The organism is Streptomyces dangxiongensis (assembly GCF_003675325.1).
Taxonomy (GTDB): Bacteria; Actinomycetota; Actinomycetes; order Streptomycetales; family Streptomycetaceae; genus Streptomyces; species Streptomyces dangxiongensis.
This window is the reverse complement of record NZ_CP033073.1, coordinates 2,237,318-2,263,767: the sequence shown is the minus strand read 5'-3', so window position 1 is coordinate 2,263,767 and position 26,450 is coordinate 2,237,318. Positions and strand designations below refer to the sequence as shown.

The following is a 26,450-nucleotide window of genomic DNA, read 5'->3' as shown; positions in this document are numbered from 1 at the left end:
CGGCACACCCCCGCCGCCCGGGGCGTGCCACCTGTCCGGGGGACGGACGGGACGCACCCCGGCCGGGGGATGGACAATGTCCTGCCGGTCGGGAACCGTGCAGGAAGAAGACGCGACGCAGCCGGCCGCCGCCTCGACGAGGAACCGCAGCCGGGCCTTACTCAAGACACGCAGGAGCAAGTGGTGATCGAAGAGACCCTCCTCGAGGCCGAGGAAAAGATGGAGAAGGCCGTCGTGGTCGCCAAGGAGGACTTCGCCGCGATCCGCACCGGCCGAGCGCACCCGGCGATGTTCAACAAGATCGTGGCCGACTACTACGGGGCCCTGACGCCGATCAACCAGTTGGCCTCGTTCTCCGTGCCGGAGCCGCGCATGGCGGTCGTGACGCCGTTCGACAAGAGCGCGCTGCGCAACATCGAGCAGGCCATCCGCGACTCGGACCTGGGCGTCAACCCCAGCAACGACGGCAACATCATCCGGGTGGTGTTCCCGGAGCTGACCGAGGAGCGCCGCCGCGACTACATCAAGGTCGCCCGCAGCAAGGCCGAGGATTCGAAGATCTCGATCCGCTCCGTGCGCCGCAAGGCCAAGGAGGCCCTCGACAAGCTCGTCAAGGACGGCGAGGTCGGCGAGGACGAGGGCCGCCGCGCGGAGAAGGAGCTCGACGACACCACGCACAAGTACGTCGCCCAGGTGGACGAGCTCCTCAAGCACAAGGAAGCGGAGCTGCTCGAAGTCTGATGAACGACTCTTCCTGGGGGGCGCCGCCGTCGGCGGGGCAGGCCGGGTACTGGGGGCCCGCGGAGGGCGCACCCGCCCAGCCTGCCCCGGGGGCCGTCCCGGCGGGTCCCGCGTACGATGCGCCTGAGGCGCAGCAGACTCGCCCCATGCCCATCGTGCCCGACGTACCCGCGTACGGCCGGGACCAGGACGACGACCGGGGGGCCGCTGGGCTGAGCGGCCCCTTGTTCCCGAGCGAGCCGTTCCAGAGCGAGCCGTTCCCGAGCGAGGGCCGCCACAACGGCACGTTCCGGAACGACACCTTCCAGAGCGAGACGTTCCAGACCGGGACGTCCCCGACCGGGGGACTCCCGGCCGAGACCCAGAACCCGGAGCCCATGCCCGACGCCCCGCAGCCCCCGCCGCCGGCGCCGCAGAAGAAGAGCGCGGGCCGTGACCTGAGCGCGGCCATAGGGGTCGGGGTCGGGCTCGGTGTGGTGATCATCGCCTCGCTGTTCATCGTCAAGGCCGTGTTCATCGGCGTCATAGCGGTCGCCGTCGTCGTCGGTCTGTGGGAACTGACGAGCAGGCTCCAGGAGCGCAAGGGCATCAAGGCGCCGCTCGTGCCGCTGGCGGTCGGCGGCGCGGCCATGGTCGTCGCCGGGTACGTGCGCGGCGCCGAGGGCGCGTGGGTCGCCATGGCCCTGACCGCCCTGGCCGTACTGGTCTGGCGCATGACGGAACCACCGGAGGGCTACCTCAGGGACGTCACGGCCGGCGTCTTCGCGGCATTCTACGTGCCCTTCCTGGCCACGTTCGTCGCGATGATGCTCACCGCCGGCGACGGACCCTGGCGTGTCCTCACCTTCCTGCTGCTGACGGTCGTCAGCGACACCGGCGCGTACGCGGTCGGCTGGCGCTTCGGCAAGAACCGGCTCGCCCCGCGCATCAGCCCCGGCAAGACCCGCGAGGGCCTGCTGGGCGCGGTGCTGTTCGCGATGGTCGCGGGCGCGCTGTGCATGCACTTCCTGATCGACGACGGCGCCTGGTGGCAGGGCCTGCTGCTGGGCCTCGCGGTCGCGGCCAGCGCCACGCTGGGGGACCTCGGCGAGTCGATGATCAAGCGGGACCTGGGCATCAAGGACATGGGCACCCTGCTCCCCGGGCACGGCGGCATCATGGACCGGCTGGACTCCCTGCTGCCCACGGCTCCCGTGGTCTGGCTGCTGATGGTGATCTTCGTCGGCGGCGGCTGAGCCGACCGAGCCGGGCATCGTACGACTTCCGGGCCCCCGTCCGAACACAGGACGGGGGCCCGTCGTCATGCCTCGCAGCGGACCGGTGTCCCGGAGGTGACCGGTCCGGAGGAGTGCCGCACCCGGATGCCGCAGTACGAGTCGGCGGCCGGGCTCCGTGCGCGGCAGACTCCTCACAGGACGGCGTTCCCCCGCCGCCCGGCCGCGCAGCAGGGAGTGTGTCCGATGCCCCTCGACCCAGCCCCCGTCCCGCCCTCCGCCCCGTCTCCGCCGCAGGTGAGGTTCTGGCCCGTCGACGACCTGCCCGCACTCGACCCGGACCCGTTCCTGGACGAGGTGCTGCGCGAGGAGCCGGTGACCCGGATCAAGCTGCCGTACGGGGAGGGCCACGCCTGGCTGGTCACCCGGTACGAGGACATCCGCTTCGTCGTCTCCGACCCGCGCTTCTCCCGGGAACAGGTCGTCGGCCGCGACGTCACCAGCATGCGCCCGGCGCCGGTGGCCTCGCAGACGGCGGGCCTGCAGTACATCGACCCGCCCCGGCACAACCGGCTGCGCCGGGTCGTCGCCCGCGCGTTCACCGGTGGAAGCATGCGGCGGCTGCGCCCGCTGGCCGAGCGCCGGGCCGCCGAACTGCTCGACGGGATGGAACGCGCCGGCGCGCCGGCCGACCTCATGGAACACCTGCACGGCCCCTTCCCGATCGCCGTGATCCGCGATTTCCTCGGCGTGGACGAGAAGGACTGGCACCGCTGGGCGGAGACGGGCGAGGCCCTGCTGTCCGCGGGCGCCGAGTCCGAGAAGCGCGCCGCACAGGTGGCCCGGGCCAACCGCGCCCGCATCGCCGAACTGCTCCAGCGCCGCCGCGAGGAGCCCCGCGACGACCTGGCCGGGGTACTGGCCCAGGCCGTCGGGACGGGCGAGATCACCGACGACGAGGCGATCTCCCTCGCCACCGCGGTCCAGGTCAGCGGTGGCCACGCCGTCCGCAACAACAGCGGCTCGATGATGTACGCGCTGCTCACCCACCCCGGGCACATGGACCGGCTGCGCCGCGAGCCCGAGCTGCTGCCCCGGGCCGTGGACGAGCTGTTCCGCTACGTCCCGCACCGCAACGGCGTCGGCATCCCCCGGGTCGCCGTCGAGGACGTCACCGTCGGCGGCCGGCTGATCCGGGCCGGTGAGGTCGTCTACAACGCGTACGTCGCCGCCAACCGCGATCCCGAGGTCTTCCCCGACCCGGACGCCCTGGACTTCGACCGCGAGAACCGGGCCCACCTGGCCTTCGGGCACGGCCCGCACCACTGCCTGGCCGCCATCATGGCCCGCATGGAGGCCGAGGTGGTGATCGGCACGGTCCTCACCCGCTTCCCCGGCATCCGGCTGGCCGTGCCCCCGGAGGAGGTCGAATTCCAGCGCCAGGGCCTGATCCGCGGCCCGAGGACCCTGCCCGTGACCTGGTGAAACCTGTACGCCGCGACCACGGACGACCCAGTCGGGCCGGGGGGGGCACCAGAGTCTCGTGACCGCGTGTGAGTGCGCTTACGGGACTCGTCATCGACCGCATCCGGGAGCCATGAAACACCAGGTCGGGAAAGCCCCGGCTACGAGGTGACGGCCGGGGCCGCGCCTGTTGCCGGTGAAGCGATCCGGAATCATCCGGGGGTTGCCCGCACCTGCGTTCATTCGGTCCAGGTAGTGGTAGAACCAGAGGCCGACATTGCGGTAATCGACGGCCCAGTCGTCCGGAGCGACAGCCCCAGGTCACCCGATTGGATCTGCGACACTGGTAGGGCCATGCCTAAGCCCGGAGAACTCACCTTTGTCGCGCCGCGCGGAGCCAAGAAGCCGCCGCGGCATCTCGCCGACCTCACGCCCGCCGAGCGCAAGGACGCGGTGGCCGAGATCGGTGAGAAGCCGTTCCGTGCCAAGCAGCTCGCGCAGCACTACTTCGCGCGGTACGCGCACGACCCCGAGCAGTGGACCGACATCCCCGCCGGGTCGCGCGGCAGGCTGCGCGAAGCGCTGTTGCCGGAGCTGATGACGGTCGTCCGGCATCTGTCGACCGACCAGGGGACCACGCGCAAGACGCTGTGGCGGCTGTTCGACGGCACGCTGGTCGAGTCCGTGCTGATGCGGTACCCGGACCGGGTCACCATGTGCATCAGCTCGCAGGCCGGATGCGGGATGAACTGCCCGTTCTGCGCCACCGGGCAGGCCGGCCTGGACCGGAACCTGTCCACCGCCGAGATCGTGCACCAGATCGTGGACGGGATGCGGGCGCTGCGGGACGGGGAGGTGCCGGGCGGACCGGCACGGCTGTCCAACATCGTCTTCATGGGCATGGGCGAGCCCCTCGCCAACTACAAGCGGGTCGTCGGCGCCGTCCGGGCGCTCACCGACCCGGCCCCGGACGGACTGGGCCTGTCCCAGCGCGGGATCACCGTCTCGACCGTCGGGCTGGTGCCGGCCATCCACCGGTTCGCCGACGAGGGTTTCAAGTGCCGGCTCGCGATCTCCCTGCACGCCCCCGACGACGAGCTGCGCGACACCCTCGTCCCCGTGAACACGCGGTGGAAGGTGCGCGAGGTGCTGGACGCCGGCTTCGAGTACACCGAGAGGTCGGGCCGCCGGCTGTCGATCGAGTACGCGCTGATCCGGGACATCAACGACCAGGCCTGGCGCGGTGACCGGCTGGGCCGGCTGCTCCGGGGCAGGCCCGTGCACGTCAACCTCATCCCGCTCAACCCGACCCCGGGCTCGAAGTGGACGGCCTCCCGGCCGGAGGACGAGAAGGCGTTCGTGGAAGCCATCGCCGCGCACGGCGTGCCGGTGACCGTCCGGGACACCCGCGGGCAGGAGATCGACGGGGCCTGCGGTCAGCTCGCGGCCACCGAGCGGTAACCTGACCACGTCCACATATCTTCATATTCCGACAGGGGAGCGCCACAGCGCTGAGAGTGCGGCAACCGGGCCGCAGACCCTCTGAACCTCGCCCAGGTCATTCTGGGTAGGAAGTTCGGTCACCACTCAAGCTGTTGCGCCCTGCCCGGCCTTCCTCGCGGAGGCCCGGGCAGGGCCGCGTCTCTTCCTGGCCCACCCAGGAGGACATCCAGTGCACAACAAGACCCTCGTGGCCGTGGCGGCGGGGCTCGGTCTCCTCGCCCTGCCCGCACTGACCGGGTGCGGGTCGTCGGACACCGGGAAGTCCACGGACTCCAGGACCGTCACCCTCGTCAGCCACAACTCCTGGAACGTCTCGAAGAGCGTCCTGAAGGACTTCGAGAAGCGGTCCGGGTACCAGGTCAAGGTCCTGGAGGACGGCGATGCCGGCCAGGCCGTCAACAAGGCGATCCTCACCAAGGACAACCCGCAGGGTGACGTCCTCTTCGGCGTCGACAACACCCTGCTCTCCCGGGCCCTGGACAACGGGCTGTTCCAGCCGTACCGGCCCAAGGGATCCGACACCGTCCTGCCGCGGTACCGGGTCGACGGGGCCCGGCACCGCGTCACGCCCGTCGACACCGGCGACATCTGCGTCAACTACGACAAGGCCTACTTCGACGCGCACCGGCTGACCCCGCCGCGGACCTTCGCCGACCTGGCCGAACCCCGGTACAAGAACCTGCTCGTCACCGAGAACGCGGCCACCTCCTCGCCGGGCCTCGGCTTCCTCCTCGGCAGTGCCGCACAGTTCGGCGACGGGGGCTGGCAGGGCTACTGGAAGAAGCTCCGGGCCAACGGCGTCAAGGTCGTCGACGGCTGGGACCAGGCGTACGACCAGGAGTTCTCCGGCTCCACCCAGGGCAGGAAGGCCGGCGGCGACCGCCCGCTCGTGGTGTCGTACGCCTCCTCCCCGCCCGCCGAGGTGATCTACGCCAAGAAGCGGCCCGCCACCGCCCCGACCGGGGTGGCGAGCGGCACCTGCTTCCGGCAGACCGAGTACGCGGGGCTGCTGAGCAACGCCCGCAACCCCAAGGGCGGCAAGGCGTTCCTCGACTTCCTGCTCAGCAAGGAGTTCCAGGAGGACATGCCGCTGAGCATGTTCGTCTACCCGGTGCGCGAGGCCGCCCAGGTGCCGCCGGACTTCCTGAAGTACGGTCCCCAGGCCGCGGATCCCCGGACCATGGCCCCCGACCGGATCGCCGCCAACCGCGACCAGTGGGTCAAGACGTGGACGTCACTCGTACTGAGGTAGCCAGGGCCCGGCGGGGGAACGCGGCGCGGTTCGGGCTGATGGCCCTGCCCGTCGCGTTCTTCGCGCTGTTCTTCGCCTGGCCCGTGGCCGCGATCGTCGAGCGCGGTCTGAAGGCGGACGGCGGCTGGCGGCTCGGACGGATCGCGGACGTCGTCACCCAGCCCGACATCCGGCACGTGCTGTGGTTCACCACCTGGCAGGCGCTGGCCTCCACCGCGCTCACCCTGCTGCTCGCGCTGCCCGCCGCCTACGTCTTCGCCCGCCTGCGCTTCCCGGGCAAGCAGGTGCTGCGGGCCGTCGTCACCGTCCCGTTCGTGCTCCCGACCGTCGTCGCCGGCAGCGCCTTCCTGGCCCTGCTCGGGCACAACGGGCTGCTCGACCAGCTATGGGGCGTACGGCTGGACACCACGGTGTGGGCGATCCTGCTGGCCCATGTGTTCTTCAACTACGCGGTCGTCGTCCGCACCGTCGGCGGCCTCTGGGCCCAGCTCGACCCACGCCAGGAGGAGGCCGCCCGGATGCTCGGCGCCTCCCCGGCGAAGGCCTGGCGGCAGGTCACCCTGCCCGCGCTCGCGCCCGCCGTGGCCGCCGCCGCGCTGATGGTGTTCCTGTTCACCTTCACCTCCTTCGGCGTGGTGCAGATCCTCGGCGGCCCCACCTTCTCCACCCTGGAGGTGGAGATCTACCGGCAGACCTCCGAGATCTTCGACCTGTCCACGGCCGCCGTCCTCACCCTCGTCCAGTTCGTCGCCGTCGGCGCGATCCTCGTCGTGCACGCCCGGACCGTACGGCGGCGGGAGACGGCCCTGCGCCTGGTCGATCCGAAGGTGACCGCCCGTCGGCCGCGCGGCGGCGGACAGTGGGCGCTGCTCGCCGGGGTCCTCCTGACGATCGCCCTGCTCCTGGTGCTGCCGCTCGCCGTGCTCGTCCGGCGCTCCCTCGACGCACCGGGGTTCGGCTACTACCGGGCGCTGACCGAATCCGACGGCGGTACGTTCCTGGTGGCGCCCGTGCACGCCGTGTGGACCTCGCTGGAGTACGCCGTCGCCGCCACCGCCATCGCCGTCCTGGTCGGCGGTCTCGCCGCTGCAGCGCTGGCCCGGCGGGACGCGGGACACCTGGTACGGGGCTTCGACGCGCTGCTGATGCTGCCGCTCGGCGTCTCCGCCGTGACCGTCGGTTTCGGTTTCCTGATCGCGCTGGACAGGCCGCCGCTGGACCTGCGCCAGTCGTGGCTCCTCGTGCCGCTCGCGCAGGCGCTGGTGGGTGCCCCCTTCGTCGTACGGACCATGCTGCCCGTGCTGCGCGCGGTGGACGGACGTCTGCGGGAGGCGGCGGCCGTGCTCGGGGCCTCGCCGTGGCGGGTGTGGCGGGAGGTGGACCTGCCGCTGGTGCGGCGGGCGCTGCTGGTCGCGGCCGGGTTCGCGTTCGCCGTGTCGCTGGGGGAGTTCGGGGCGACCGTGTTCATCGCCCGCCCCGACAATCCCACGCTTCCGGTCGCCGTGGCCCGCCTGCTGAGCCGTCCCGGCGACCTCAACTACGGCCAGGCCATGGCCCTTTCGACCATTCTCATGGTGGTGTGCGCGGCCGCGTTGCTCATCCTGGAGCGGCTGCTCCCCCAGTCTCGAACAGACTCGACCGGGGGGACCCCCATCGACCGGACAGGGGAGTTCTGATGCTGCTGAGCCTCGACGCCGCGACCGTGCGCCTCGGCGGACGGGCCGTGCTCGACGCCGTCGGCCTCGACGTCGCCGAGCACGAGGTGGTGTGCGTGCTCGGGCCCAGCGGCAGCGGCAAGTCGACCCTGCTCAGGGCGGTGGCGGGACTGCAACCCCTGGACTCCGGGAGGGTCTTGCTCGACGGCCGCGAGCAGACGCACGTCCCCGCGCACAAGCGGGGGATGGGGCTCATGTTCCAGGACCACCAGCTCTTCCCGCAGCGGGACGTCGGCGCGAACGTCGCGTTCGGGCTGCGGATGCACGGCGTCGCCAAGGACGAACGGGACGCCGAGGTCGGGCAGTTGCTGGAGCTGGTCGGGCTGCCCGGTGCCGCCCGGCGGGCCGTGGCCTCCCTGTCCGGCGGCGAACAGCAGCGGGTCGCACTGGCCCGCGCCCTCGCGCCCCGGCCCCAACTGCTCATGCTGGACGAGCCGCTCGGTCAGCTCGACCGCTCGCTGCGGGAACGGCTGGTGGTGGAACTGCGGGAGCTGTTCGGGCGGTTGGGCACCACCGTGCTCGCGGTGACCCACGACCAGGGGGAGGCGTTCGCGCTGGCCGACCGGGTGGTGGTGATGCGCGACGGGCGGATCGCGCAGTCGGGCACGCCGCTGGAGGTCTGGCAGCGGCCCGCCGACGCGTTCGTGGCCCGTTTCCTCGGTTTCGACAACGTGGTCGGGGCGACCGTCACCGGAGCGGTCGCCGACAGCCCCTGGGGCAAGCTGCCGGTGCCCGACGGCTCGGCGCAGGGTGCCCGCACGGTCCTCGTCCGGCCCGCCGGGATCCGGCTGGTGGCCGCCGACCAGGGGCTGCCCTGCACGGTCACCGCCCGTACCTTCCGGGGCACCCACGTGGCCGTCCGTCTCCAGCCGGAGCGGGCCCCGTGGCTGGAGGCGGCGTGCGCGCTGCGGGACGCGCCGGAGCTGGGTGGCGTGGTCGGGGTGGAGTTCGACGTGTCCGAAACCGTCGTGCTCGACTGAGCGACTCCCGCGTGGCCGCCACCGCGACGAGACCGCCGGTCAGGTGGACCGACGGCAGGTGGGCCGGCCAAATGAGCCGGTCGCGGCCGGCGGTGGCCCGTCGTTCGGCCTGTGCTCACCGGCCGTCGCGGTCCGGCCCGTGCTCACCGGCCCGTCCTCCCCCGGTGGGGAGGGCGGGCCGGGTCGGGGTGTGGCGGGGTGGTGTCAGCCGCTGTGCTTCGCCCCGCGGCGGCGCGTACCGACGTAGACCGCGCCGCCACCGACGACCACCAGGGCCGCCGCGAGGCCGGCGATCAGGCCGGTGTGGGAGTCGGCACCGGTCTCGGCGAGGTTGGAGTCACCGACCGCCGGGGACGGCGCGTTGCCCGGCGTGCCGGCCGCGGCGGAGCTGGACCCGGAGGCCGCCGGTGAGGGGGTCGCCGATCCGGCCGGGGTCGACGCGGGCGGGGACGCGGACGCCGAGACCGACGCCGACGCCGACGCCGAGGAGGACGGTGAGGGTGTCGTGGAGGCCGTCGGCTTCGGGGGCCGGCTCTCGGCCTTGCAGGCGGTGGACGGGGTCACCAGGTCGGGCTTGACGTCACGGTCGACATCGGGGGCCTTGACGTGGATCCGGTAGGTGGCGCTCGGCTTCCACTGTTCGGGGAACGTTATCCGGGCGCCCTCCTTCGACCCCTTGACCGGCTGTTCGCCGACCTTCGTCTCGACGCCGCCGTCGCCCTCGAGGAAGACACTGACGGTGGCGTCGGCGGCGGAGGCGTCCGTGTCGGTGACGACGATGACGCCCTCGGCGCCGTCGCACCTGGCTTCGGCGGAGAAGTCTTTGATGTCGCAGGCGAGCGCGGAGCCGGCCAGGCCCAGCATCAGCGCCGCCGACCCGGAGGCGACACCCAGAACGTGCACGGAACGGCGTACGCTACGGCGAGTCATGGACAACGTTTGTCCTTTACAGAGTGCAATCGCGGGGGGTGGACGGGGAGTTGGGGCGGATACGAGGCGAGGCCCCAGCACCCCGGGAGCTCACAGGTTTATAAGCGCTCCGTAAGCAGTGTCAACGCGAGGACTGTCAACGAGCGTTGACTTTGCCCTCTTATTAACCGCCCAGACGTTTGATGGCGTCCGGCGCCTGCTCGATCCGGTCAACGAGGGCGATACGGGACTCCATCGCCCGGCCCCGCGCCAGCGACTGCAGCAACGGCCAGGCCGGCAGGTCCCGGGTCCAGTGCGCGCTGTCCACGAGCACCATCGGGGTCGGTTCCCCACGTGACCCGTAGTAGTTGGGCGTCGCGTTGTCGAAGATCTCCTGTACGGTCCCGGCCGCGCCCGGCAGGAACACCACCCCGGCGGTGGAACGGGCCAGCAGGCCGTCCTCGCGGGTGGCGTTGGCGAAGTACTTGGCGAGGTGCGCGGCGAAGGCGTTCGGCGGTTCGTGGCCGTAGAACCAGGTGGGGATGCCCACCGATGTCCCGCCCCCCGGCCAGCGCTCGCGCACCTCGAAGGCGGCCCGCGCCCAGTCCGTGACCGACGGCCGGAACGAGGGCGCCTTGGCCAGCAGCCGGAGCGCGTCCTCCAGCATGTCGTCGCCGAAGGGCGCGGCGTACGCGCCGAGGTTGGCGGCCTCCATCGCGCCCGGCCCGCCGCCGGTGGCGACCGTGTACCCGGCGCGGGTCAGGGCGCGTCCCAGCCGGGCGGCACCCGCGTAGGCGGTCGTGCCGCGGGCCATCGCGTGGCCGCCCATGACCCCCACCACCCGGGCACCGACGAGGAGTTCGTCCAGGGCGTCGGAGACGGCGTCGTCGTGGATCGCCCGCAGCATCGAGGAGAAGATGTCACCGTCGGCCTTCGTCCGCTGGAACCAGGCGTACGCGCGCGCGTCCGGTGTCGCCTCGTACCCCTGGGCCAGTGCGTCGAACAGCTCGTCCGGCGTGTAGACGAAGCCCCGGTACGGGTCGAAGGGGAGCCCGGGGACCGGCGGGAAGACCAGGGCGCCGGCCGACCGGATGCGGGCGGCGGCCTCGGGATCCATCGGGCAGCCGAGGAAGACGGCGCCGGTGCTGTCGAGACGGAGCAGGGCGTCCGTACGACCGGTCAGGTCCACGGCCTGGACGCGGAACCCGGCGAGTGTGCCGTGCTCGGCGACCACCTCGTCGAACTCGGCGAGGGACTCGATCTCGTGGTCGTGGGCGGGACGGGGCGGCTGGGCGGGTATCGGATGCACCCGCCCATGCTGGCACGGGCGTTCGGCCGGGAGGCGGTCAGCCCTGGATCACGGCCGGATCCATCCACATGACCTCCCAGATGTGGCCGTCGAGGTCCTCGAAGGCGCGGCCGTACATGGAACCGTGGTCCTGGCTCTCGCCGCTCGCCGTGCCGCCGGCCGAGATCGCCCGGTCGACCAGCTCGTCCACCTGCTCACGGCTCTCGGCGCTCAGACAGAGCATCACCTCGCTGGTGGTCGTCGCGTCGGCGATCTCCTTCTTGGTGAAGGTCGCGTAGAACGGCCTCGTCAGCAGCATCGCCACGATGGTGTCGCTGATCACCACGGCAGCGGCCTTCTCGTCGCTGAACTGCGGGTTGATCGTGTAGCCGAGTTCCGTGAAGAACCTCTTCGAGGCGTCGAGGTCGGTCACGGGCAGGTTCACGAAGATCATCTGCTGGTACATGGGGCCTCTTCCGTGGGTGCGGCGCGGTGTGTCGCGTTCCGGTGGGGTGGACCGGCGGCAGGCACAGGACTCATCGCCGGACGGGAATCTTTTTTCGTGCCCGAGCGCTCAGCGGGCCACCGGCAGCGCCGACAGGACGGCGACCGCCAGGGTGAGCGGGGCGAACAGCGCCAGCAACGCGGCGGCCCGCAGGGCGGCGGCAGCGCGCAGCAGCATGGCGGGCGCGCCGAGGCGGAGCAGCGCGGCGACGGTGTCGGCGCGGCACTGGCGGGCCTCCACGGCCGCGGTGAACAGCGTGGCGACCGTGCAGCCCGCGACGACCAGGCCACCGAGGGTGGTGAGCGGGCCGGAGAAGGGGACGGAGTCACCGCCGTACAGGGCGGTCACGGCGCAACCGGCGGACCCCACCGCGCAGACCACGCCCAGCGGACGGCCGACCCGGGCGGCCTCCGCCATGAGGACCCGGCCGGCGAGCAGCCGGAGCACTCCCGGCCGGACGGACTGGAGGAGCCGGCCGCACAGGTGGGTCAGGCCGGGGGAGGCCAGGACGAGACCGCTCGCGGTGAGCACCCAGCCGGGGAGCACCGTGAGGGAGAGGCCGGGCGTGACACGGCCGGCGTAGGCGTGGGCGGCGAGTCCGGCGGCGAGGAGAGCCACGCCCCAGGGGAGACCGGCGGGGGTGGCGGGCGCACCGCCGAGGGACGCGGGCTCCGGCTCGCCTCGTTCGGTGTCCGGCGCGGGCGGTGCCGGGTCGGCCGTCGTGTCCGGTGCCGCCTCGCCGTGCTCCGCACCCGCGGCTGCCGCCACGGCGGCTCGGCCGGCCCCGGCGGCTCGGCCGGCCGCGGTGTCGCGGTCGGGGCGCCCGCCGTTCTCGGTGCCGGCCGCGGGCCGTCGGCCGAACCGCGCCCCGAACCTCCCGTACGCCCCGAAGGTCTCCCGTGCCGCCGCGTCGCCGTACGCCCCGAAGCGGCCGTACCCGCGGGCGGCCGGTGCCGTCGGGCGGGGGTCCCGCGGGCGCAGGGCCAGGGCCACCGCCGCGGCGGCGACGGCGGGGACCAGGGCGAGCAGCGTCAGCGCCGCCGGTAGCGGCAGGGGCTGGTCGGCGGCCAGGAAGTCGGCCGCCGCACCGCCGAACGGCATGCCCGTCAGGTCGCCCCGCAGGCGGAGGAAGAACAGCAGGGCCAGCGCGGAGCCCAGGGCGCAGGCCAGGGCCGTCGACAGGGCGGAGACGGCCATGAGGCGGGCCGGCCCGAGGCCCACGGCGGACAGGCCGGGGCGCGGCCGGGTCGCCGGGTCGGTGCGGGCGACCGCGACCGCGAAGTACACCGTGGCGGCGAGCGGCACCGCGCACCAGGCCAGGCGCATCGCGGCGGGGCCCGCGGCGTCGGGGTGGCCGAGGGCGTAACCGAGGCAGGCGAGCAGCAGGAAAGCGGTGCCCGCCGCGGCCGCGGCCACCAGCAGGCGGCGTAGCTGCACGGCGGGCCGGGCGGCGCGGGTCAGGCGGAGAGCGAGCACGCGGCCCGGCCTTCCGCGTCGGGGGCGTCCGGCAGGTGCACGGTGTGCACGCGCCGCCCGTCCAGCAGGTTCACCGTGCGGTCGGCGAGGGCGGCGGTGTCGGCGTCGTGCGTGGCGAGGACGACCGTGATGCCGTGCGAGCGGGCGGCCGTGGTCAGGGTGCGCAGGACGTGGGTGCGGTCGGCGCGGTGCAGGGTGGCCGTGGGTTCGTCGGCGAAGAGGACCGTCGGGGCGGGGGCGAGCGCGCGGGCGATGGCGACGCGCTGGCGTTCGGCCTGCCGCAGTTCCCGCGGGCGGCTGCGGGCCCTGTCGCCGACGTCGAGCCGCTCCAGCCACTCCAGCGCGGCGGCCTTGGCGCGACGGCGCCCGGTGCCGCGCAGCATCAGCGGGAGGGCCGCGTTCTCCCAGACGTTCAGCTCGGGGATCAGCACCGGTTCGGGGTCGATCCAGCCGAAGCGGTCCCGGCGCAGCCGCTCGCGGGCCACCGGGCCGAGGGTGTGCACGGGGGCGCTGTTGAACCAGACCTCGCCGGTGCCCACCGGTACCTGGCCGGACAGACAGCGCAGCAGGGTCGTCTTGCCGCTGCCGCGTGGGCCGCTGACGGCGAGGATCTCGCCCTCCCGTACGCCGAGCGACACCCCGGCGAGGCCGGGGGAGCCGTCGCGGTGCCTGAAGTGCAGGGAGCGTGCCCAGAGCACGTCGTTGTCCGGCGGGGACTCCATGCGCGTCACCTCGGTTCTGATCCGTATTCCCGTGCCTGATCCCCCATGTGGGCGAACGAAGCCTGGGCCGATCGGTCACTGCACGCTAGGCAGCTCACCGGGGCGGGGGCGGACGGCACACGGCCCCGGGCCGCCGTTCTCACTCGAACGGGCGGCACCGGGGCCGGTGTGATCAACTGAGCGGACGCGTGCGGCTCAGAGCTTGGTCCACGCCTCGCTCAGCGTCGCGCGCAGGATCTGCTCGATCTCGTCGAAGGTCCCCTGGTCGGAGATCAGCGGCGGGGCGAGCTGGACGACCGGGTCGCCGCGGTCGTCGGCACGGCAGTACAGGCCGTTGTCGAACAGCGCCTTGGAGAGGTAGCCGTACAGGACGCGCTCGGTCTCCTCGTCGTTGAAGGACTCCTTGGTGTTCTTGTCCTTCACCAGCTCGATGCCGTAGAAGAAGCCGTTGCCGCGGACGTCGCCGACGATCGGCAGGTCGTGCAGCTTCTGGAGGGTCGACAGGAACGCGCCCTCGTTGTCCAGCACGTGCTGGGTGAGGTTCTCCCGCTCGAACAGGTCGAGGTTGGCCAGACCCACCGCGGCCGACACCGGGTGGCCGCCGAAGGTGTAGCCGTGCAGGAAGGTGTTGTCACCCTTGTAGAACGGCTCGGCGATCCGGTCGGAGACGATGCAGGCGCCGATCGGGGAGTAGCCCGAGGTCATGCCCTTGGCGCAGGTGATCATGTCCGGGACGTAGTCGAACTTGTCGCAGGCGAACATCGTGCCCAGGCGGCCGAAGGCGCAGATGACCTCGTCGGAGACGAGCAGGACGTCGTACTGGTCGCAGATCTCGCGCACGCGCTGGAAGTACCCGGGCGGCGGCGGGAAGCAGCCGCCGGCGTTCTGCACCGGCTCCAGGAAGACGGCCGCGACGGTCTCGGGGCCCTCGAAGAGGATCTCCTGCTCGATCTGGTCGGCGGCCCAGCGGCCGAAGGCCTCGGGGTCGTCACCGAAGATCGGGGCGCGGTAGATGTTGGTGTTCGGGACCTTGTGGGCGCCCGGGACCAGCGGCTCGAAGGGGGCCTTCAGGGCCGGCAGGCCGGTGATGGACAGGGCGCCCTGCGGGGTGCCGTGGTAGGCGACCGCACGCGAGATGACCTTGTACTTGGTCGGCTTGCCCTGGAGCTTGAAGTACTGCTTGGCGAGCTTCCAGGCGGTCTCGACGGCCTCGCCGCCACCGGTGGTGAAGAAGACCTTGTTCAGGTCGCCCGGGGCGTAGTCGGCCAGGCGCTCGGCCAGCTCGACGGCCTTGGGGTGGGCGTAGGACCACACCGGGAAGAAGGCCAGCTCCTGGGCCTGCTTGAACGCGGCCTCGGCGAGTTCCGTACGGCCGTGACCGGCCTGGACCACGAACAGACCCGCGAGACCGTCGAGGTAGCGCTTGCCCTTGTCGTCGTAGATGTAGGTGCCCTCACCCCGGACGATGGTGGGGACGGGGGAGTTCTCGTACGAGGACATGCGGGTGAAGTGCATCCACAGGTGGTCGTACGCGGTGCGGCTGAGGTCCTTGGAGCTCACGGTTATCGGGTCCTCACGGTTATCGGGTTCCCCACATGTAGGTCTGCTTCTTGAGCTTCAGGTAGACGAAGCTCTCGGTGGAGCGCACGCCGGGCAGGGCACGGATGCGTTTGTTGATGACGCCCAGCAGGTGGTCGTCGTCCTCGCAGACGATCTCCGCGAGGATGTCGAACGAGCCCGCGGTCATCACCACGTACTCGACCTCCGACATGTCGGTCAGCGCGTCCGCGATCGACTCGACATCGCCCTCGACGTTGATGCCGACCATCGCCTGCCGGCGGAAGCCCACGGTGAGCGGGTCCGTGACGGCGACGATCTGCATCACGCCCTGGTCCAGCAGCTTCTGCACGCGCTGGCGCACGGCCGCCTCCGACAGGCCCACGGCCTTGCCGATCGCGGCGTACGGCCGGCGGCCGTCCTCCTGGAGCTGCTGGATGATGGCGAGGGAGACGGCATCCAACTGGGGGGTGCCGTTCCTGGACTCGCGGGACGAGTCCCTCTGGTCTGCGCTTCGACTGGCCACGACCTCACTCTGCACGACGTCTCGACAGTTTCGCAAGGTGCGAGCGATGAAATTCGTTGTTTACGAGACCGGACCTTGCGGATTTCGCAGAAGCGGCGGCGGTGGGGGTGTTGAAAACGTGGGTATGGCGACTAGGGTGTGTGTCTCAGCGTTTGGACAGCCAGAACCAGATCAGGAGGCCGGCAGTGAGCACCGAGCTGCGTCGTCTGCGCAACTACATCGGCGGTGAGTTCCGGGACGCCGCCGACGGACGGACCACCGAGGTGGTCAACCCCGCGACGGGCGAGGCCTACGCGACCGCGCCGCTGTCGGGGCAGGCGGACGTGGACGCCGCCATGGAGGCCGCCGCCCGCGCCTTCCCCGCCTGGCGCGACACCACGCCCGCCGAGCGGCAGAAGGCCCTCCTGAAGATCGCGGACGCGTTCGAGGAGCGCGCCGAGGAGCTGATCGCGGCCGAGGTCGAGAACACCGGCAAGCCGGTGGGGCTCACCCGCTCCGAGGAGATCCCGCCGATGGTCGACCAGATCCGCTTCTTCGCGGGCGCGGCGCGGATGCTGGAGGGCCGCTCGGCGGGCGAGTACATGGACGGGATGACCTCGATCGTCCGCCGCGAGCCGGTCGGCGTCTGCGCGCAGGTCGCGCCGTGGAACTACCCGATGATGATGGCCGTGTGGAAGTTCGCCCCGGCCGTCGCGGCCGGCAACACGGTCGTCCTGAAGCCGTCGGACACCACCCCGGCCTCCACCGTCCTGATCGCCGACATCATCGGCTCGATCCTGCCCGAGGGCGTCTTCAACGTCATCTGCGGCGACCGCGACACCGGCCGCCTGATGGTCGAGCACGAGACCCCGGCGATGGCCTCCATCACCGGCTCCGTACGCGCCGGCATGTCCGTCGCCGAGTCCGCGTCCAAGGACCTCAAGCGGGTCCACCTGGAGCTGGGCGGCAAGGCCCCGGTCGTCGTCTTCGAGGACACCGACATCGCCAAGGCCGTCGAGGACATCTCCGTCGCGGGCTTCTTCAACGCCGGCCAGGACTGTACGGCCGCGACCCGCGTGCTCGTCCAGGAGTCCATCCACGACGAGTTCGTGGCGGCTCTCGCCAAGGCCGCGTCCGAGACGAAGACCGGGCAGCCCGACGACGAGGACGTCCTCTTCGGCCCGCTGAACAACCCCAACCAGCTCAAGCAGGTCGCCGGCTTCATCGACCGCCTCCCGGCGCACGCCAAGGTCGAGGCGGGCGGCGAGCGGGTCGGCGACAAGGGCTACTTCTTCGCCCCGACCGTCGTCTCCGGCCTGAAGCAGGATGACGAGATCGTGCAGAACGAGGTCTTCGGCCCGGTCATCACCGTCCAGTCCTTCACGGACGAGGAGCAGGCCCTCGCGTACGCCAACGGCGTCGAGTACGCCCTCGCGTCCTCGGTGTGGACCAAGGACCACGGCCGCGCGATGCGCATGTCCAAGAAGCTGGACTTCGGCTGCGTGTGGATCAACACCCCCACATCCCGCTGGTCGCGGAGATGCCGCACGGCGGCTTCAAGAAGTCCGGCTACGGCAAGGACCTGTCGGGGTACGGGTTCGAGGACTACACCCGGATCAAGCACGTGATGACGTCGCTGGACTGACGGCGGATCAAGCACGTGACGTCGCTGGACCGGCGGCGGATCAAGCACGTCACGGTGTCGCTGAACTGACGGTGTCGCCGGAACAGGGCATCGGCGGCGCCCCGCAGCGCGGCCCGTGGACGGATCACCTCTCCGTCCGCGGGCCGCGCTGTGTCGTGCCGCCGGGTGGCCGACCGGCGGTGGACGCACGCACCGCGCGCTTGATCGACAAGGTGTCGGCCCGGCGCCGTCCCGCTCGACGCAGCGTCGATTGTCCGGCCGCGCGCCGGGACGGCATGCTTCCGGGGTGCCCCAGATTTCTACCCGTACGTCCGCGCCGTCCCGCCGCTCCCTCCTCGCCGCCCTCGGCGGCACCGCCGCGCTCGGTGCCCTGGCCGGCTGCGGGGTACCCGCCGCCTACGTCCGGCCCGGCGACCGGTCCGCGACCGACCGGTCGGCGGCCGACCGGAAGCTGACCTGGGCGAACTGGCCCCTCTACATCGACACCGACGACGACGACCCGAGCCGCCGGCCCACGCTGGAGGCGTTCGGGAGGCGTACCGGGATCTCCGTCGACTACGTGGAGGAGATCAACGACAACGACGAGTTCTTCGGCAAGATCAGCCCGGCGCTGATGAACCACCAGGCCACCGGCCGGGACCTGATCGTCATCAGCGACTGGATGTGCGCCCGCTACGTCCGCCTGGGCTGGGTCCAGGAGATGGACCGCGCCCGCCAGCCGAACGTGGCGAAGAACCTGGACCCGCTGCTCCGCTCACCCGCCTTCGACCCGGGCCGCCGGTTCACCGTGCCCTGGCAGTCGGGCATCACCGGCATCGCCTACGACCACCGCAGGCTCGGCCGCGAGATCCGCCGCGTCTCCGACCTGTGGGCGAAGGACCTCAAGGGCCGGGTCACGCTCCTGTCCGGCCTGGACGAGGCGTTCGCGCTGCTCATGCAGGGCAACGGCGTGGACATCACGCGGTGGACCGCCGACGACTTCCACCGGATGTGCGACCAGGTGGAGCGGGAGGTCCGGCGGGGCCAGATCCGCCGCTTCACCGGCAACGACTACACCAAGGACCTGGTCAGCGGCGATGTGCTGGCCTGCCAGGCGTACTCCGGCGACGTCATCCAGCTCCAGGCCGACAACCCCGACATCCGCTTCGTCGTCCCCGAGGAGGGCGCCGAGCTGTGGTCCGACTCCCTGATGATCCCCGACCGGGCCCGCCACAAGGCCAACGCCGAGCGCCTGATCGACTACTACTACGCCCCCGGGCCCGCCGCGCGGCTCACCGCCTGGGTCAACTACGTGTGCCCGGTCCCGGCCGCCCGCGACGTCCTGGCCGCGTCCCGGGACAAGGACACCGCGGCCCTCGCCGACAACCCGTTGATCTTCCCGGACGCCGGCATGCGCAAGCGTCTCGCGATCGCCCGTGACATCACGTCCACGGAACGCGGGGAGTTCGCCCGGCGCTGGAACCGGATCGCGGGTCTGTGACGACGCGCCCGCGGGGTGGTGGACGGGCAACCGCCGGGCTGTTTTGAACGCGTTCAATTCTGGGCGTAGGGTTCGGGCATGAGCGACAGAGCCGCCCTGCTCAGGGGCATCCGCGTCTGGTTGGTTCTCTTCGTCGTGTGTCTCGTGCTGAGCGGGGCCACCGCGTTCCCGCTGGTGCACGAACTGCGCTGGACCGAGAGCGCGTTGCGCGCGCTGTCCGTGCCCGAGCATCTGCCGGGACTGACGGGCTGGATCTCCCGGGTGCGCGACGGGCTGGACGCCGTCGACGCCGACCACCCCTTCGTCCTCTACGGCACCGACTGGCTGGCCTTCGCGCACCTCGCCATCGCCGTCGCCTTCTACGGCCCGTACCGCGACCCCGTGCGCAACATCTGGGTCGTCGAGTTCGGGATGATCGCCTGCGCCGGGATCGTCCCGCTCGCCCTCGTCTGCGGTCCCGTCCGCGGGATCCCCTTCTGGTGGACCCTGATCGACATGTCGTTCGGCGTCTTCGGAGTGATCCCGCTGTACGTCGTACGGAAGAAGATCAAGCGGCTGGAGGCGCTCGTCGCGCCGCTCGCGCCCGCGGCCGTCGGCGCGGCGGGATGAACCCGGCGCGGTACGTCAGCGGTTGAACGCGGGGAACGCGAAGCGCTGGGCGACGGCGAGACCGTCGCCCTTCGCGTCCGTGGAGTCGACCGAGTAGACCAGGGTGCGGGACAGGTCCCGGGTCGCCGCGATCACCGTCGCGTACCCCGGGCGCGAGCCGGTCTTGCCCCAGATCACCCGGCCGTTCAGTTCGAAGCGCTCCAGCCCCGCCCCGTACCGCGCCCCGGGCACGTCGGGCAGCGTGAACATCTCCGTCCGCTGCGGCTCGGGCACCACCCGGCCGCGGAACAGCCCCACCAGCAGCCGCTCCAGATCGGCGTTCGTCGAGATCAGGTCGCCGGCGGCGAAGCGGTCGGTCATGTTCCAGTCGGTCACGTCGACCAGCTTGCCGTCGATCCAGTCGTAGCCGCGGTTGTGCGGCCCGTGGATGCGGGGATCCGCACCGGCCGGGAAGGAGCTGTGCCGCATACCGAGCGGCCGGAAGATCCGCACCTCGGCCTGGTGCGCGTATGTGTCACCGGTCACCTTCTCGATGAGCATGCCGAGCACGGTGTAGTGGATGTTGCCGTACTCCTGCCGCGCACCCGGCGCGTCCGCGGGACCCTGCGCCACGGAGGCCGCCACCACCTGGCGGGGCGTCAGCGTCTCGAAGCGGTGCGGATAACCGTCCTCGACGGTGTCGCCCAACGACGCCCCCGGGCGCAGACCGCTGGTGTAATCGAGTAGCTGCCGCACGGTGATGGGGGAGAACTCATCGGTGAGCAGGCCCGGCAGGTACCGCTGCACGGTGCCGTCCAGATCGATCCGGCCCTGTGCGGCCAACTGGAGCACGATCGACGCGGTGACCACCTTCGTCACCGACCCGGCCCGGAACCGCCCGTTCTCCAGCGCCGGTGCCCCCGTCCTGACGTCCCGTACGCCGGCCGTCCCGCGCCAGGTCCCGTCGCCGCCGACGCGGAGCAGTGCGGCGGTGGCGTCCTGGTCGGGGAGCCCGGCGATCGCGGCGGCGAGGGCCTCGCCGTCCGGGCCGGCCGTGGCACCGGCGGAAGCCGGCACCGGCGGCGCGGCGGACGCGGGAACGGCCAGCGGGCCGGCGGCCAGCGCGGCGACGAGACCGGTGGCCAGGAGGAGGGAGCGGCTGTTTCGGCGCATGCGGGACTCCTTGAGGAGATCGGGAAGAGGACGCGAGATCATCCTCCGGCGCCGGGGCGGAGGGCGGATCCTCACCGAGGAGGGCATACGACCCCCGCTCTGCCCCGAGCAACGCCCGTCTCCTCAAGGGAATCGCCAGGGATCACCCCTACGGGGGCGCCTGGTCCCCCGGGGGGCGGCGCGGTCACCGGGGGGTGCGCAGGGTGTGCAGGACGTCGATGCGGTTCGTCGTGATCGAGTCCACCCCGAGGTCCAGCAGCCGGCGCATGGCGCGGCGGGTGTCCGGGGTCCACACCGACAGCAGGCAGCCGTCGCGGTGGACCCGCGCGGCCAGCTCCCGGCCGACCAGCGAGAAGCGGTAGTTGAGCCAGCGGGGGCGCACCACCGCCAGCAGCGCGGGCCGCGGCGGCGCCGAGGACGTCCACGTCAGGGCGATCTCGGCGGCCGGGTCCGCGGCGCGGACGGCGAGCATCGCCTCGGCGCCCGCGCAGTAGTACACCCGGTCCCGGGCCCCGCTCTGCCGTACGGCGTCCAGGACCCGCTCGACCGTCCGGCGGTCGACCCGTCCGCACAGGTCCACCAGCACCCGGCTGTCACCGGTCGCGGCCAGAGCCTCCGCCAGCGTCGGCACCCCGCCCGCCGTGAGACCGCGCACCTCCTCGGCGGACAGCGAGCGCAGTGGCCGTTCCACCCCCCACAGCCGCTGGAGCGTGTCGTCGTGCAGCAGCACGGGGACGCCGTCACGGGTGAGCCGTACGTCGATCTCGACGGCGTCCGCGCCCAGGTCGAGCGCGGAACGCAGCGAGTCGGTCGTGTTCTCGCGGAAACGGTAGGGGTCGCCGCGGTGGGCCACGGCGGTCACGGTCTGCATGACCCCATTGTGGTGGGCGTCAGGAGGCGAGCCGCCCGGTGGTGTACGTGTCGATCTCCGCGATGATCCGCGCCTTGCCCTCCGCGTCCAGGAACGAGGCCTCGACGGCGTTCTTCGCGAGGTCGGCGAGACCGCGCTCGTCCAGACCGAGGAGACGGGCGGCCACCGCGTACTCGTTGTTGAGGTCGGTGCCGAACATCGGCGGGTCGTCCGAGTTGATCGTGACCAGCACCCCGGCGCGCGCGAACTCCTTGAGCGGGTGCTCGTCCAGGGTGCGGACCGCGCGGGTGGCGATGTTGGAGGTCGGGCACACCTCCAGCGGGATGCGGTGCTCGGCGAGATGGGCGAGCAGCCGGGGATCCCGCGCCGAGCTGGTGCCGTGCCCGATCCGCTCGGCGCGCAGCTCGGTCAGCGCGTCCCACACCGTCTGCGGGCCGGTCGTCTCACCGGCGTGCGGAACGGAGTGCAGACCGGCCGCGAGCGCCCGGTCGAAGTACGGCTTGAACTGCGGCCGGGGCACGCCGATCTCGGGCCCGCCGAGCCCGAACGACACCAGGCCCTCCGGACGGACCCGGTCGTCGGTGGCCAGCCGCGTGGTCTCCTCGGCCGCCTCGAGACCGGCCTCGCCGGGTATGTCGAAGCACCAGCGCAGTACGGTCCCGAACTCGGCCTCGGCCGCCTTGCGGGCGTCCTCGATCGCGGCCATGAAGGACTGCTCCTCGATCCCGCGGCGGGTGGAGGAGAAGGGGGTGATGGTCAGCTCGGCGTACCGCACCTGCTGCCGGGCCAGGTCCCGGGCCACCTCGTAGGTGAGCAGCCGGACGTCCTCCGGGGTGCGGATGAGGTCCACGACCGACAGGTACACCTCGATGAAGTGCGCGAAGTCCGTGAAGGTGAAGTAGTCGGCCAGGGCCTCGGGGTCGGTGGGGACCTTGGAGTCGGGGTGGCGGGCGGCCAGTTCCGCGACGATCCGGGGGGAGGCGGAGCCGACGTGGTGCACGTGCAGTTCGGCCTTGGGCAGCCCGGCGATGAAGGCGTGCAGATCGCCGCCGGTGGCGCGGGCGGCGGGTACGGAGCTGTCGGTCAAGGGGTCCTCCCCGGGACGGGCGCCCGTGGAACGGCGTCGGTCGTCCGGGCGCGGTGATCGGCTGATCGGTGACGCGGGATCATCGTAGGCCCCGGGCCGCGGGGTCCCGGCCTGCCCGTAGCATGACGGAACGTCCAGCAGAGGGGTCCTTCCGCCATGTCCGACGAGGTGCCGCAGTCCATGCCGGGGGAGCAGGCCGCCGGGGGCGGGTCCGGGGCGCCCCGGGTCTCCCTGGACAAGGACGCGGCGCAGGCGGCGCCGGCCGCGAAGGAAGCACCGGTGCGGGACGCGGCCCCGGCCCCCGGCCCTGTCCCCGGCCCTGTCCCCGGTCCCGGCGCGGGTACCGTCCACGACCAGCGGACGCTGACCTCGTTCCCGGCGGCCCCGGAGGCATCCGCCCCCACGCCATGGGCGAGCCCGGCCGCCGGTTCGGCCCCCACGCCCCCGGCCCGGCAGCCGAACCCGTACGCACCGCCGACCTCGGCCACGCAGGGCAACCCGTTCGCACCGCCGTCGTCCCCCTCGTCCCCCCAGCCGAACGCGTACGCGCCCCCGCCTGCGGCGCCGACCCCGCAGGCGAACCCGTACGCGCCGCCGACTGCGGCCCCCCAGCCGAACCCGTTCGCGCCGCCGACTGCGGCGCCGGCCCCCCAGGGGAACCCGTTCGCGCCGCCGGCCGGCGCCCCGCAGCCGCATCCCTACGCTCCGCCCGTGCCTCCCGCCGCCCGGCAGGGGGCGGCGGAACCGGTGCCGCCACCCCCCATCGCCCCCGGCGGTCCGGGCCAGGTGCCGTACGGCTACCCGGGGACGGCTCCGGCGTACGGCTACCCGGGTCCCTCGCACGCCCCGTACGGCGGCGGCCCCTACCCCGGCGGCACCGGCTACGCCTGGCCCGGACCGCAGCCGGCTCCGAGCAACGGCATGGGGACGGCCTCGCTGGTGCTGGGCATCATCGCGGCGGCCGGCTTCCTGCTGTGGCCGGTGGCCCTGGTGCTCGGCGTCCTGGCGGTGATCTTCGGCGCGGTGGGCAGGTCCAAGGCCCGCCGCGGTGAGGCGACCAACCCGGGTGTGGCCCTGGCCGGCCTCATCTGCGGCGCCGCGGGGATCGTCCTCGTGGCGGCCCTCTTCGCCTTCGCCATCGCGATGAACACCTGAGAGAGCCCGCCCCCGACAGCCGTCCGCCCCCGCTCGGTGATCCCGCTCGGGTCCCGGCCCCACCTGGGGTCCCCGCTCCCGCTCGGTCCCCGCGCCTGCCGGGTCCCGTCCTCCCGCTTGTTGCGGTCCCGTCCCACCTGGGGTCCCCGCTCGCGCCGGGTCCCGTCCCCCCGCCTCCTGCGGTCCCGCCCGGCCTCGGGCCCCCGCCCCCGCTCAGGTCACGTCCCGGCTCGGCCGCCCACCGCCCGGCCCCCCGCCGCCGTCAGGCGCCCGCGCCTGCCAATCTCTCGCGGGCCTCCATCAGGGCGAAGCCCAGCAGGTTCTGGCCCTGCCAGCGCTCCGGGTCGCCGGCCGCGTCGTCGTCCGCCGCCAGGCCGATGCCCCACACCCGGTCGACGGGGCTGGCCTCGACCAGGACCCGGTCGCCGGTGCCGAGCAGGTACTGCAGCAGGTTCGCGTCGGCCGCGAACTTGTGCAGGCTGCCCTCGACCACGATCCGGAAGCGTTCCCGCTCCCATGCCGCGTCATCGAAGCCGCGGACCAGCCGGCCCGCCTTCTTCGCCTCGGCGGGATGCTCCGCGGCCAGCACCCGCTGTTCCGCCTCCGCGTCCGCGAACAGCCGGGCCTTGCCGGCCATCATCCAGTGCTCGGCCGTCGCGTACTCCACCCCGTCGACCACGAAGGGTGACGGCCACCACTGGCTGAGACAGCTCGCGCCGATCCGGCCGTCGCGCAGCGGCCGGTGCCCCCAGAAGTGGAGGTACTTGATCCGGGACCCTGCCCGGCCCTCTCTGATCAGGGCTTCCAACCCGTCGATCTTCCCCATGCACGCGAGTGTGGCACGCACCACTGACACTCCGTCCGTCCTTTTGTCCCTCGACTCGACACCTGGTCGACAGATTCCGTCGCGTAACCAAAAGGCAACAACGGAATCACTTGTTGACGACCACTCCCTCTGTCAGGATCGGCACTCAAATCGAGCTGGAGCTACGCCACCCGCCCACCGGGACGGGGCGAACGGCGGAGGAGAGCGACATGCACAACCCGGGCACCGCCACCCCGGAACGATTCACCGCAGAGGAACGATTCGCCGCGCAGGACCGCTTCGCGGCCGGCGCGCAGTTCATCGCCGGCCGGCTGACCCGGGGCACCTCGGGCCGCACCCACACCGTGGTCGACCCCGCCGACGGCGAGGGGGTGTACACGTACGAACTGGCCGGCGCCGACGACGTCGACGCGGCCGTGGCCGCCGCGCGCGCCGCCTTCCCGGACTGGTCCGCCGCGACCCCGGGCGAGCGCTCGGACGCCCTGCACCGGTTCGCCGCCGTGCTCGCCGACCGCGCCGAGGACCTCGCCCGCGCCGAGTCCCTCCAGTGCGGCAAGCCGCTCAAACTCACCCGCGAGTTCGACGTGCCGGGCACCATCGACAACACCGCGTTCTTCGCGGGCGCCGCCCGGCATCTCCAGGGGCAGTCCGCCGGTGAGTACTCCGGCGACCACACCTCGTACGTCCGGCGGGAGCCCATCGGGGTCGTCGGGTCGATCGCGCCCTGGAACTACCCGCTCCAGATGGCCGCCTGGAAGATCCTCCCGGCGATCGCCGCGGGCAACACCATCGTGCTGAAGCCCGCCGAGCTGACCCCGCTGACCTCGCTGCTGTTCGCCCAAGCCGCCAAAGACGCGGGGATCCCGGACGGGGTGGTCAACATCGTCACCGGGACCGGGCGGGAGGCCGGGGAGCACCTGGTCGGCCACCCGGACGTGGCCATGACCTCCTTCACCGGCTCCACCGGCGTCGGCAAGCGGGTCGCCGAGGTCGCCACCGCCACCGTCAAGCGGCTGCATCTGGAGCTGGGCGGCAAGGCGCCCTTCGTCGTCTTCGACGACGCCGACCTGGACGCCGCCGTCCACGGCGCGGTCGCGGGCGCGCTCATCAACACCGGCCAGGACTGCACGGCCGCCACGCGCGCGTACGTGCAGCGACCGCTGTACGAGGCGTTCGTCGAGCGGACGGCCGCGCTGATGGAGACCGTGCGGCTCGGGGACCCGTTCGCACCCGGTACCGACCTCGGGCCGCTGATCTCGCACGTCCAGCGCGACCGGGTCGCCGGCTTCGTGGACCGTGCGCGTGCCTACGCGCGCGTGGTGACCGGTGGCGAGGCTCCCGGGGGAGACCTCGCGAAGGGCGCCTACTACCGGCCCACGCTGATCGCCGGCGCCCCGCAGGACAGCGAGGTCGTCCGATCGGAGATTTTCGGCCCCGTACTGGTCGTGCTTCCGTTCGACGGTGATGATGAGGGCATCCGGCTGGCCAACGACACGCCGTACGGCCTCGCCGCCTCCGCGTGGAGCCGCGACGTCTACCGCGCGAACCGTGCCACCCGCGAGATCAAGGCGGGATGCGTGTGGATCAACGACCACATTCCGATCATCAGCGAGATGCCGCACGGCGGCTACAAGGCCTCCGGCTTCGGCAAGGACATGTCGGTGTACTCGTTCGAGGAGTACACGCAGGTCAAACACGTCATGTTCGACAACACGGCGGTGGCGCGGAAGGACTGGCACCGCACGATCTTCGGGGACCGCTAGCGACGACAGGCCAGTGACCAGGCCGATCCCT

Annotated in this window: 22 protein-coding genes and 1 pseudogene; 12 read left to right on the top strand and 11 right to left on the bottom strand. The window is 72.3% G+C overall.

Features of this window, described 5'->3' with window-relative positions:
- Positions 1 to 183: 183 nt before the first annotated feature.
- The 7 genes from frr (at position 184) to D9753_RS09895 (ending at position 8,869) form a co-directional block, all read left to right on the top strand.
- Complete coding sequence (gene frr, locus D9753_RS09925) at positions 184 to 741, top strand: ribosome recycling factor (RefSeq protein ID WP_121791000.1); 558 nt, start codon at positions 184 to 186, stop codon at positions 739 to 741.
- On the top strand, positions 741 to 1,976 hold the full coding sequence (locus D9753_RS09920) for a phosphatidate cytidylyltransferase (RefSeq protein ID WP_121786670.1): 1,236 nt from the start codon (positions 741 to 743) through the stop codon (positions 1,974 to 1,976). The genes frr and D9753_RS09920 overlap by 1 nt, the downstream gene beginning before the upstream one ends.
- Before the next feature lie 225 nt (positions 1,977 to 2,201).
- Entirely contained in the window at positions 2,202 to 3,440 is a 1,239-nt protein-coding gene (locus tag D9753_RS09915; protein WP_121786669.1) for a cytochrome P450, read from the top strand.
- 333 nt (positions 3,441 to 3,773) lie between these two features.
- Positions 3,774 to 4,880 carry a 23S rRNA (adenine(2503)-C(2))-methyltransferase RlmN gene (gene rlmN / locus D9753_RS09910; protein ID WP_121786668.1) on the top strand — a complete coding sequence of 369 codons (1,107 nt, stop codon included), beginning with the start codon at positions 3,774 to 3,776 and terminating at the stop codon, positions 4,878 to 4,880.
- A gap of 211 nt (positions 4,881 to 5,091) precedes the next feature.
- A complete protein-coding gene (locus D9753_RS09905; protein ID WP_121786667.1) occupies positions 5,092 to 6,174 on the top strand; it encodes a thiamine ABC transporter substrate-binding protein in 1,083 nt (360 codons plus the stop codon).
- A 38-nt stretch (positions 6,175 to 6,212) separates the two neighbouring features.
- On the top strand, positions 6,213 to 7,850 hold the full coding sequence (locus D9753_RS09900; RefSeq protein ID WP_121786666.1) for an ABC transporter permease: 1,638 nt from the start codon (positions 6,213 to 6,215) through the stop codon (positions 7,848 to 7,850).
- The gene (locus tag D9753_RS09895) at positions 7,850 to 8,869 is read left to right on the top strand and encodes an ABC transporter ATP-binding protein (protein WP_121786665.1); all 1,020 of its coding nucleotides are present in this window, start codon (positions 7,850 to 7,852) and stop codon (positions 8,867 to 8,869) included. Before D9753_RS09900 ends, D9753_RS09895 begins: the two co-directional genes overlap by 1 nt.
- 204 nt (positions 8,870 to 9,073) lie before the next feature.
- On the opposite strand, the gene D9753_RS09890 is transcribed toward D9753_RS09895, so the two are convergent.
- The 7 genes from D9753_RS09890 to D9753_RS09860 all read right to left on the bottom strand — a co-directional run bounded on the left by D9753_RS09890 (position 9,074) and on the right by D9753_RS09860 (position 15,867).
- Positions 9,074 to 9,799: an LAETG motif-containing sortase-dependent surface protein gene (locus tag D9753_RS09890; protein WP_240468102.1), complete on the bottom strand. Its 726-nt coding sequence runs from the start codon at positions 9,797 to 9,799 to the stop codon at positions 9,074 to 9,076.
- A gap of 163 nt (positions 9,800 to 9,962) precedes the next feature.
- On the bottom strand, positions 9,963 to 11,087 hold the full coding sequence (locus tag D9753_RS09885; RefSeq protein ID WP_121786663.1) for an LOG family protein: 1,125 nt from the start codon (positions 11,085 to 11,087) through the stop codon (positions 9,963 to 9,965).
- Between the two features lie 37 nt (positions 11,088 to 11,124).
- On the bottom strand, positions 11,125 to 11,532 hold the full coding sequence (locus D9753_RS09880) for a VOC family protein (protein WP_121786662.1): 408 nt from the start codon (positions 11,530 to 11,532) through the stop codon (positions 11,125 to 11,127).
- Positions 11,533 to 11,640: 108 nt separating this feature from the next.
- A complete protein-coding gene (locus D9753_RS09875; protein ID WP_121786661.1) occupies positions 11,641 to 13,047 on the bottom strand; it encodes a hypothetical protein in 1,407 nt (468 codons plus the stop codon).
- Entirely contained in the window at positions 13,029 to 13,769 is a 741-nt protein-coding gene (locus D9753_RS09870; protein ID WP_121786660.1) for an ABC transporter ATP-binding protein, read from the bottom strand. The genes D9753_RS09875 and D9753_RS09870 overlap by 19 nt, the downstream gene beginning before the upstream one ends.
- A 195-nt stretch (positions 13,770 to 13,964) precedes the next feature.
- Complete coding sequence (locus D9753_RS09865; RefSeq protein WP_121786659.1) at positions 13,965 to 15,329, bottom strand: aspartate aminotransferase family protein; 1,365 nt, start codon at positions 15,327 to 15,329, stop codon at positions 13,965 to 13,967.
- 19 nt (positions 15,330 to 15,348) lie between these two features.
- Complete coding sequence (locus D9753_RS09860; protein WP_121786658.1) at positions 15,349 to 15,867, bottom strand: Lrp/AsnC family transcriptional regulator; 519 nt, start codon at positions 15,865 to 15,867, stop codon at positions 15,349 to 15,351.
- Positions 15,868 to 16,037: 170 nt separating this feature from the next.
- Between D9753_RS09860 and D9753_RS09855 the strand changes: the two are divergent.
- The 3 genes and pseudogenes from D9753_RS09855 (at position 16,038) to D9753_RS09845 (ending at position 19,565) form a co-directional block, all read left to right on the top strand.
- Positions 16,038 to 17,476: pseudogene (locus D9753_RS09855) on the top strand (gamma-aminobutyraldehyde dehydrogenase).
- 286 nt (positions 17,477 to 17,762) lie between these two features.
- On the top strand, positions 17,763 to 18,956 hold the full coding sequence (locus tag D9753_RS09850) for a polyamine ABC transporter substrate-binding protein (protein WP_121786657.1): 1,194 nt from the start codon (positions 17,763 to 17,765) through the stop codon (positions 18,954 to 18,956).
- Positions 18,957 to 19,034: 78 nt separating this feature from the next.
- Positions 19,035 to 19,565: a hypothetical protein gene (locus D9753_RS09845; protein WP_121786656.1), complete on the top strand. Its 531-nt coding sequence runs from the start codon at positions 19,035 to 19,037 to the stop codon at positions 19,563 to 19,565.
- Positions 19,566 to 19,580: 15 nt separating this feature from the next.
- Here the strand turns inward: D9753_RS09845 and D9753_RS09840 are convergent, their stop codons facing one another.
- From D9753_RS09840 to D9753_RS09830, 3 genes are all read right to left on the bottom strand, one after another.
- Positions 19,581 to 20,717 (bottom strand): serine hydrolase domain-containing protein, encoded by a 1,137-nt coding sequence (locus D9753_RS09840; protein ID WP_121786655.1) that lies wholly within the window; start codon positions 20,715 to 20,717, stop codon positions 19,581 to 19,583.
- A 184-nt stretch (positions 20,718 to 20,901) separates the two neighbouring features.
- Entirely contained in the window at positions 20,902 to 21,588 is a 687-nt protein-coding gene (locus tag D9753_RS09835) for a glycerophosphodiester phosphodiesterase (RefSeq protein ID WP_121786654.1), read from the bottom strand.
- A gap of 19 nt (positions 21,589 to 21,607) precedes the next feature.
- Entirely contained in the window at positions 21,608 to 22,741 is a 1,134-nt protein-coding gene (locus D9753_RS09830; protein WP_394346804.1) for an adenosine deaminase, read from the bottom strand.
- 90 nt (positions 22,742 to 22,831) lie between these two features.
- On the opposite strand from D9753_RS09830, the gene D9753_RS37810 reads away from it, so the two are divergent.
- Positions 22,832 to 23,830 (top strand): DUF4190 domain-containing protein, encoded by a 999-nt coding sequence (locus tag D9753_RS37810; RefSeq protein WP_240468101.1) that lies wholly within the window; start codon positions 22,832 to 22,834, stop codon positions 23,828 to 23,830.
- Positions 23,831 to 24,092: 262 nt separating this feature from the next.
- Here D9753_RS37810 and D9753_RS09820 read toward each other — a convergent pair whose 3' ends face one another.
- Entirely contained in the window at positions 24,093 to 24,656 is a 564-nt protein-coding gene (locus tag D9753_RS09820) for an NADAR family protein (protein WP_121786653.1), read from the bottom strand.
- Positions 24,657 to 24,865: 209 nt separating this feature from the next.
- Between D9753_RS09820 and D9753_RS09815 the strand changes: the two genes are divergently transcribed.
- Positions 24,866 to 26,419 (top strand): gamma-aminobutyraldehyde dehydrogenase, encoded by a 1,554-nt coding sequence (locus D9753_RS09815; RefSeq protein ID WP_121786652.1) that lies wholly within the window; start codon positions 24,866 to 24,868, stop codon positions 26,417 to 26,419.
- Positions 26,420 to 26,450: the final 31 nt, after the last annotated feature.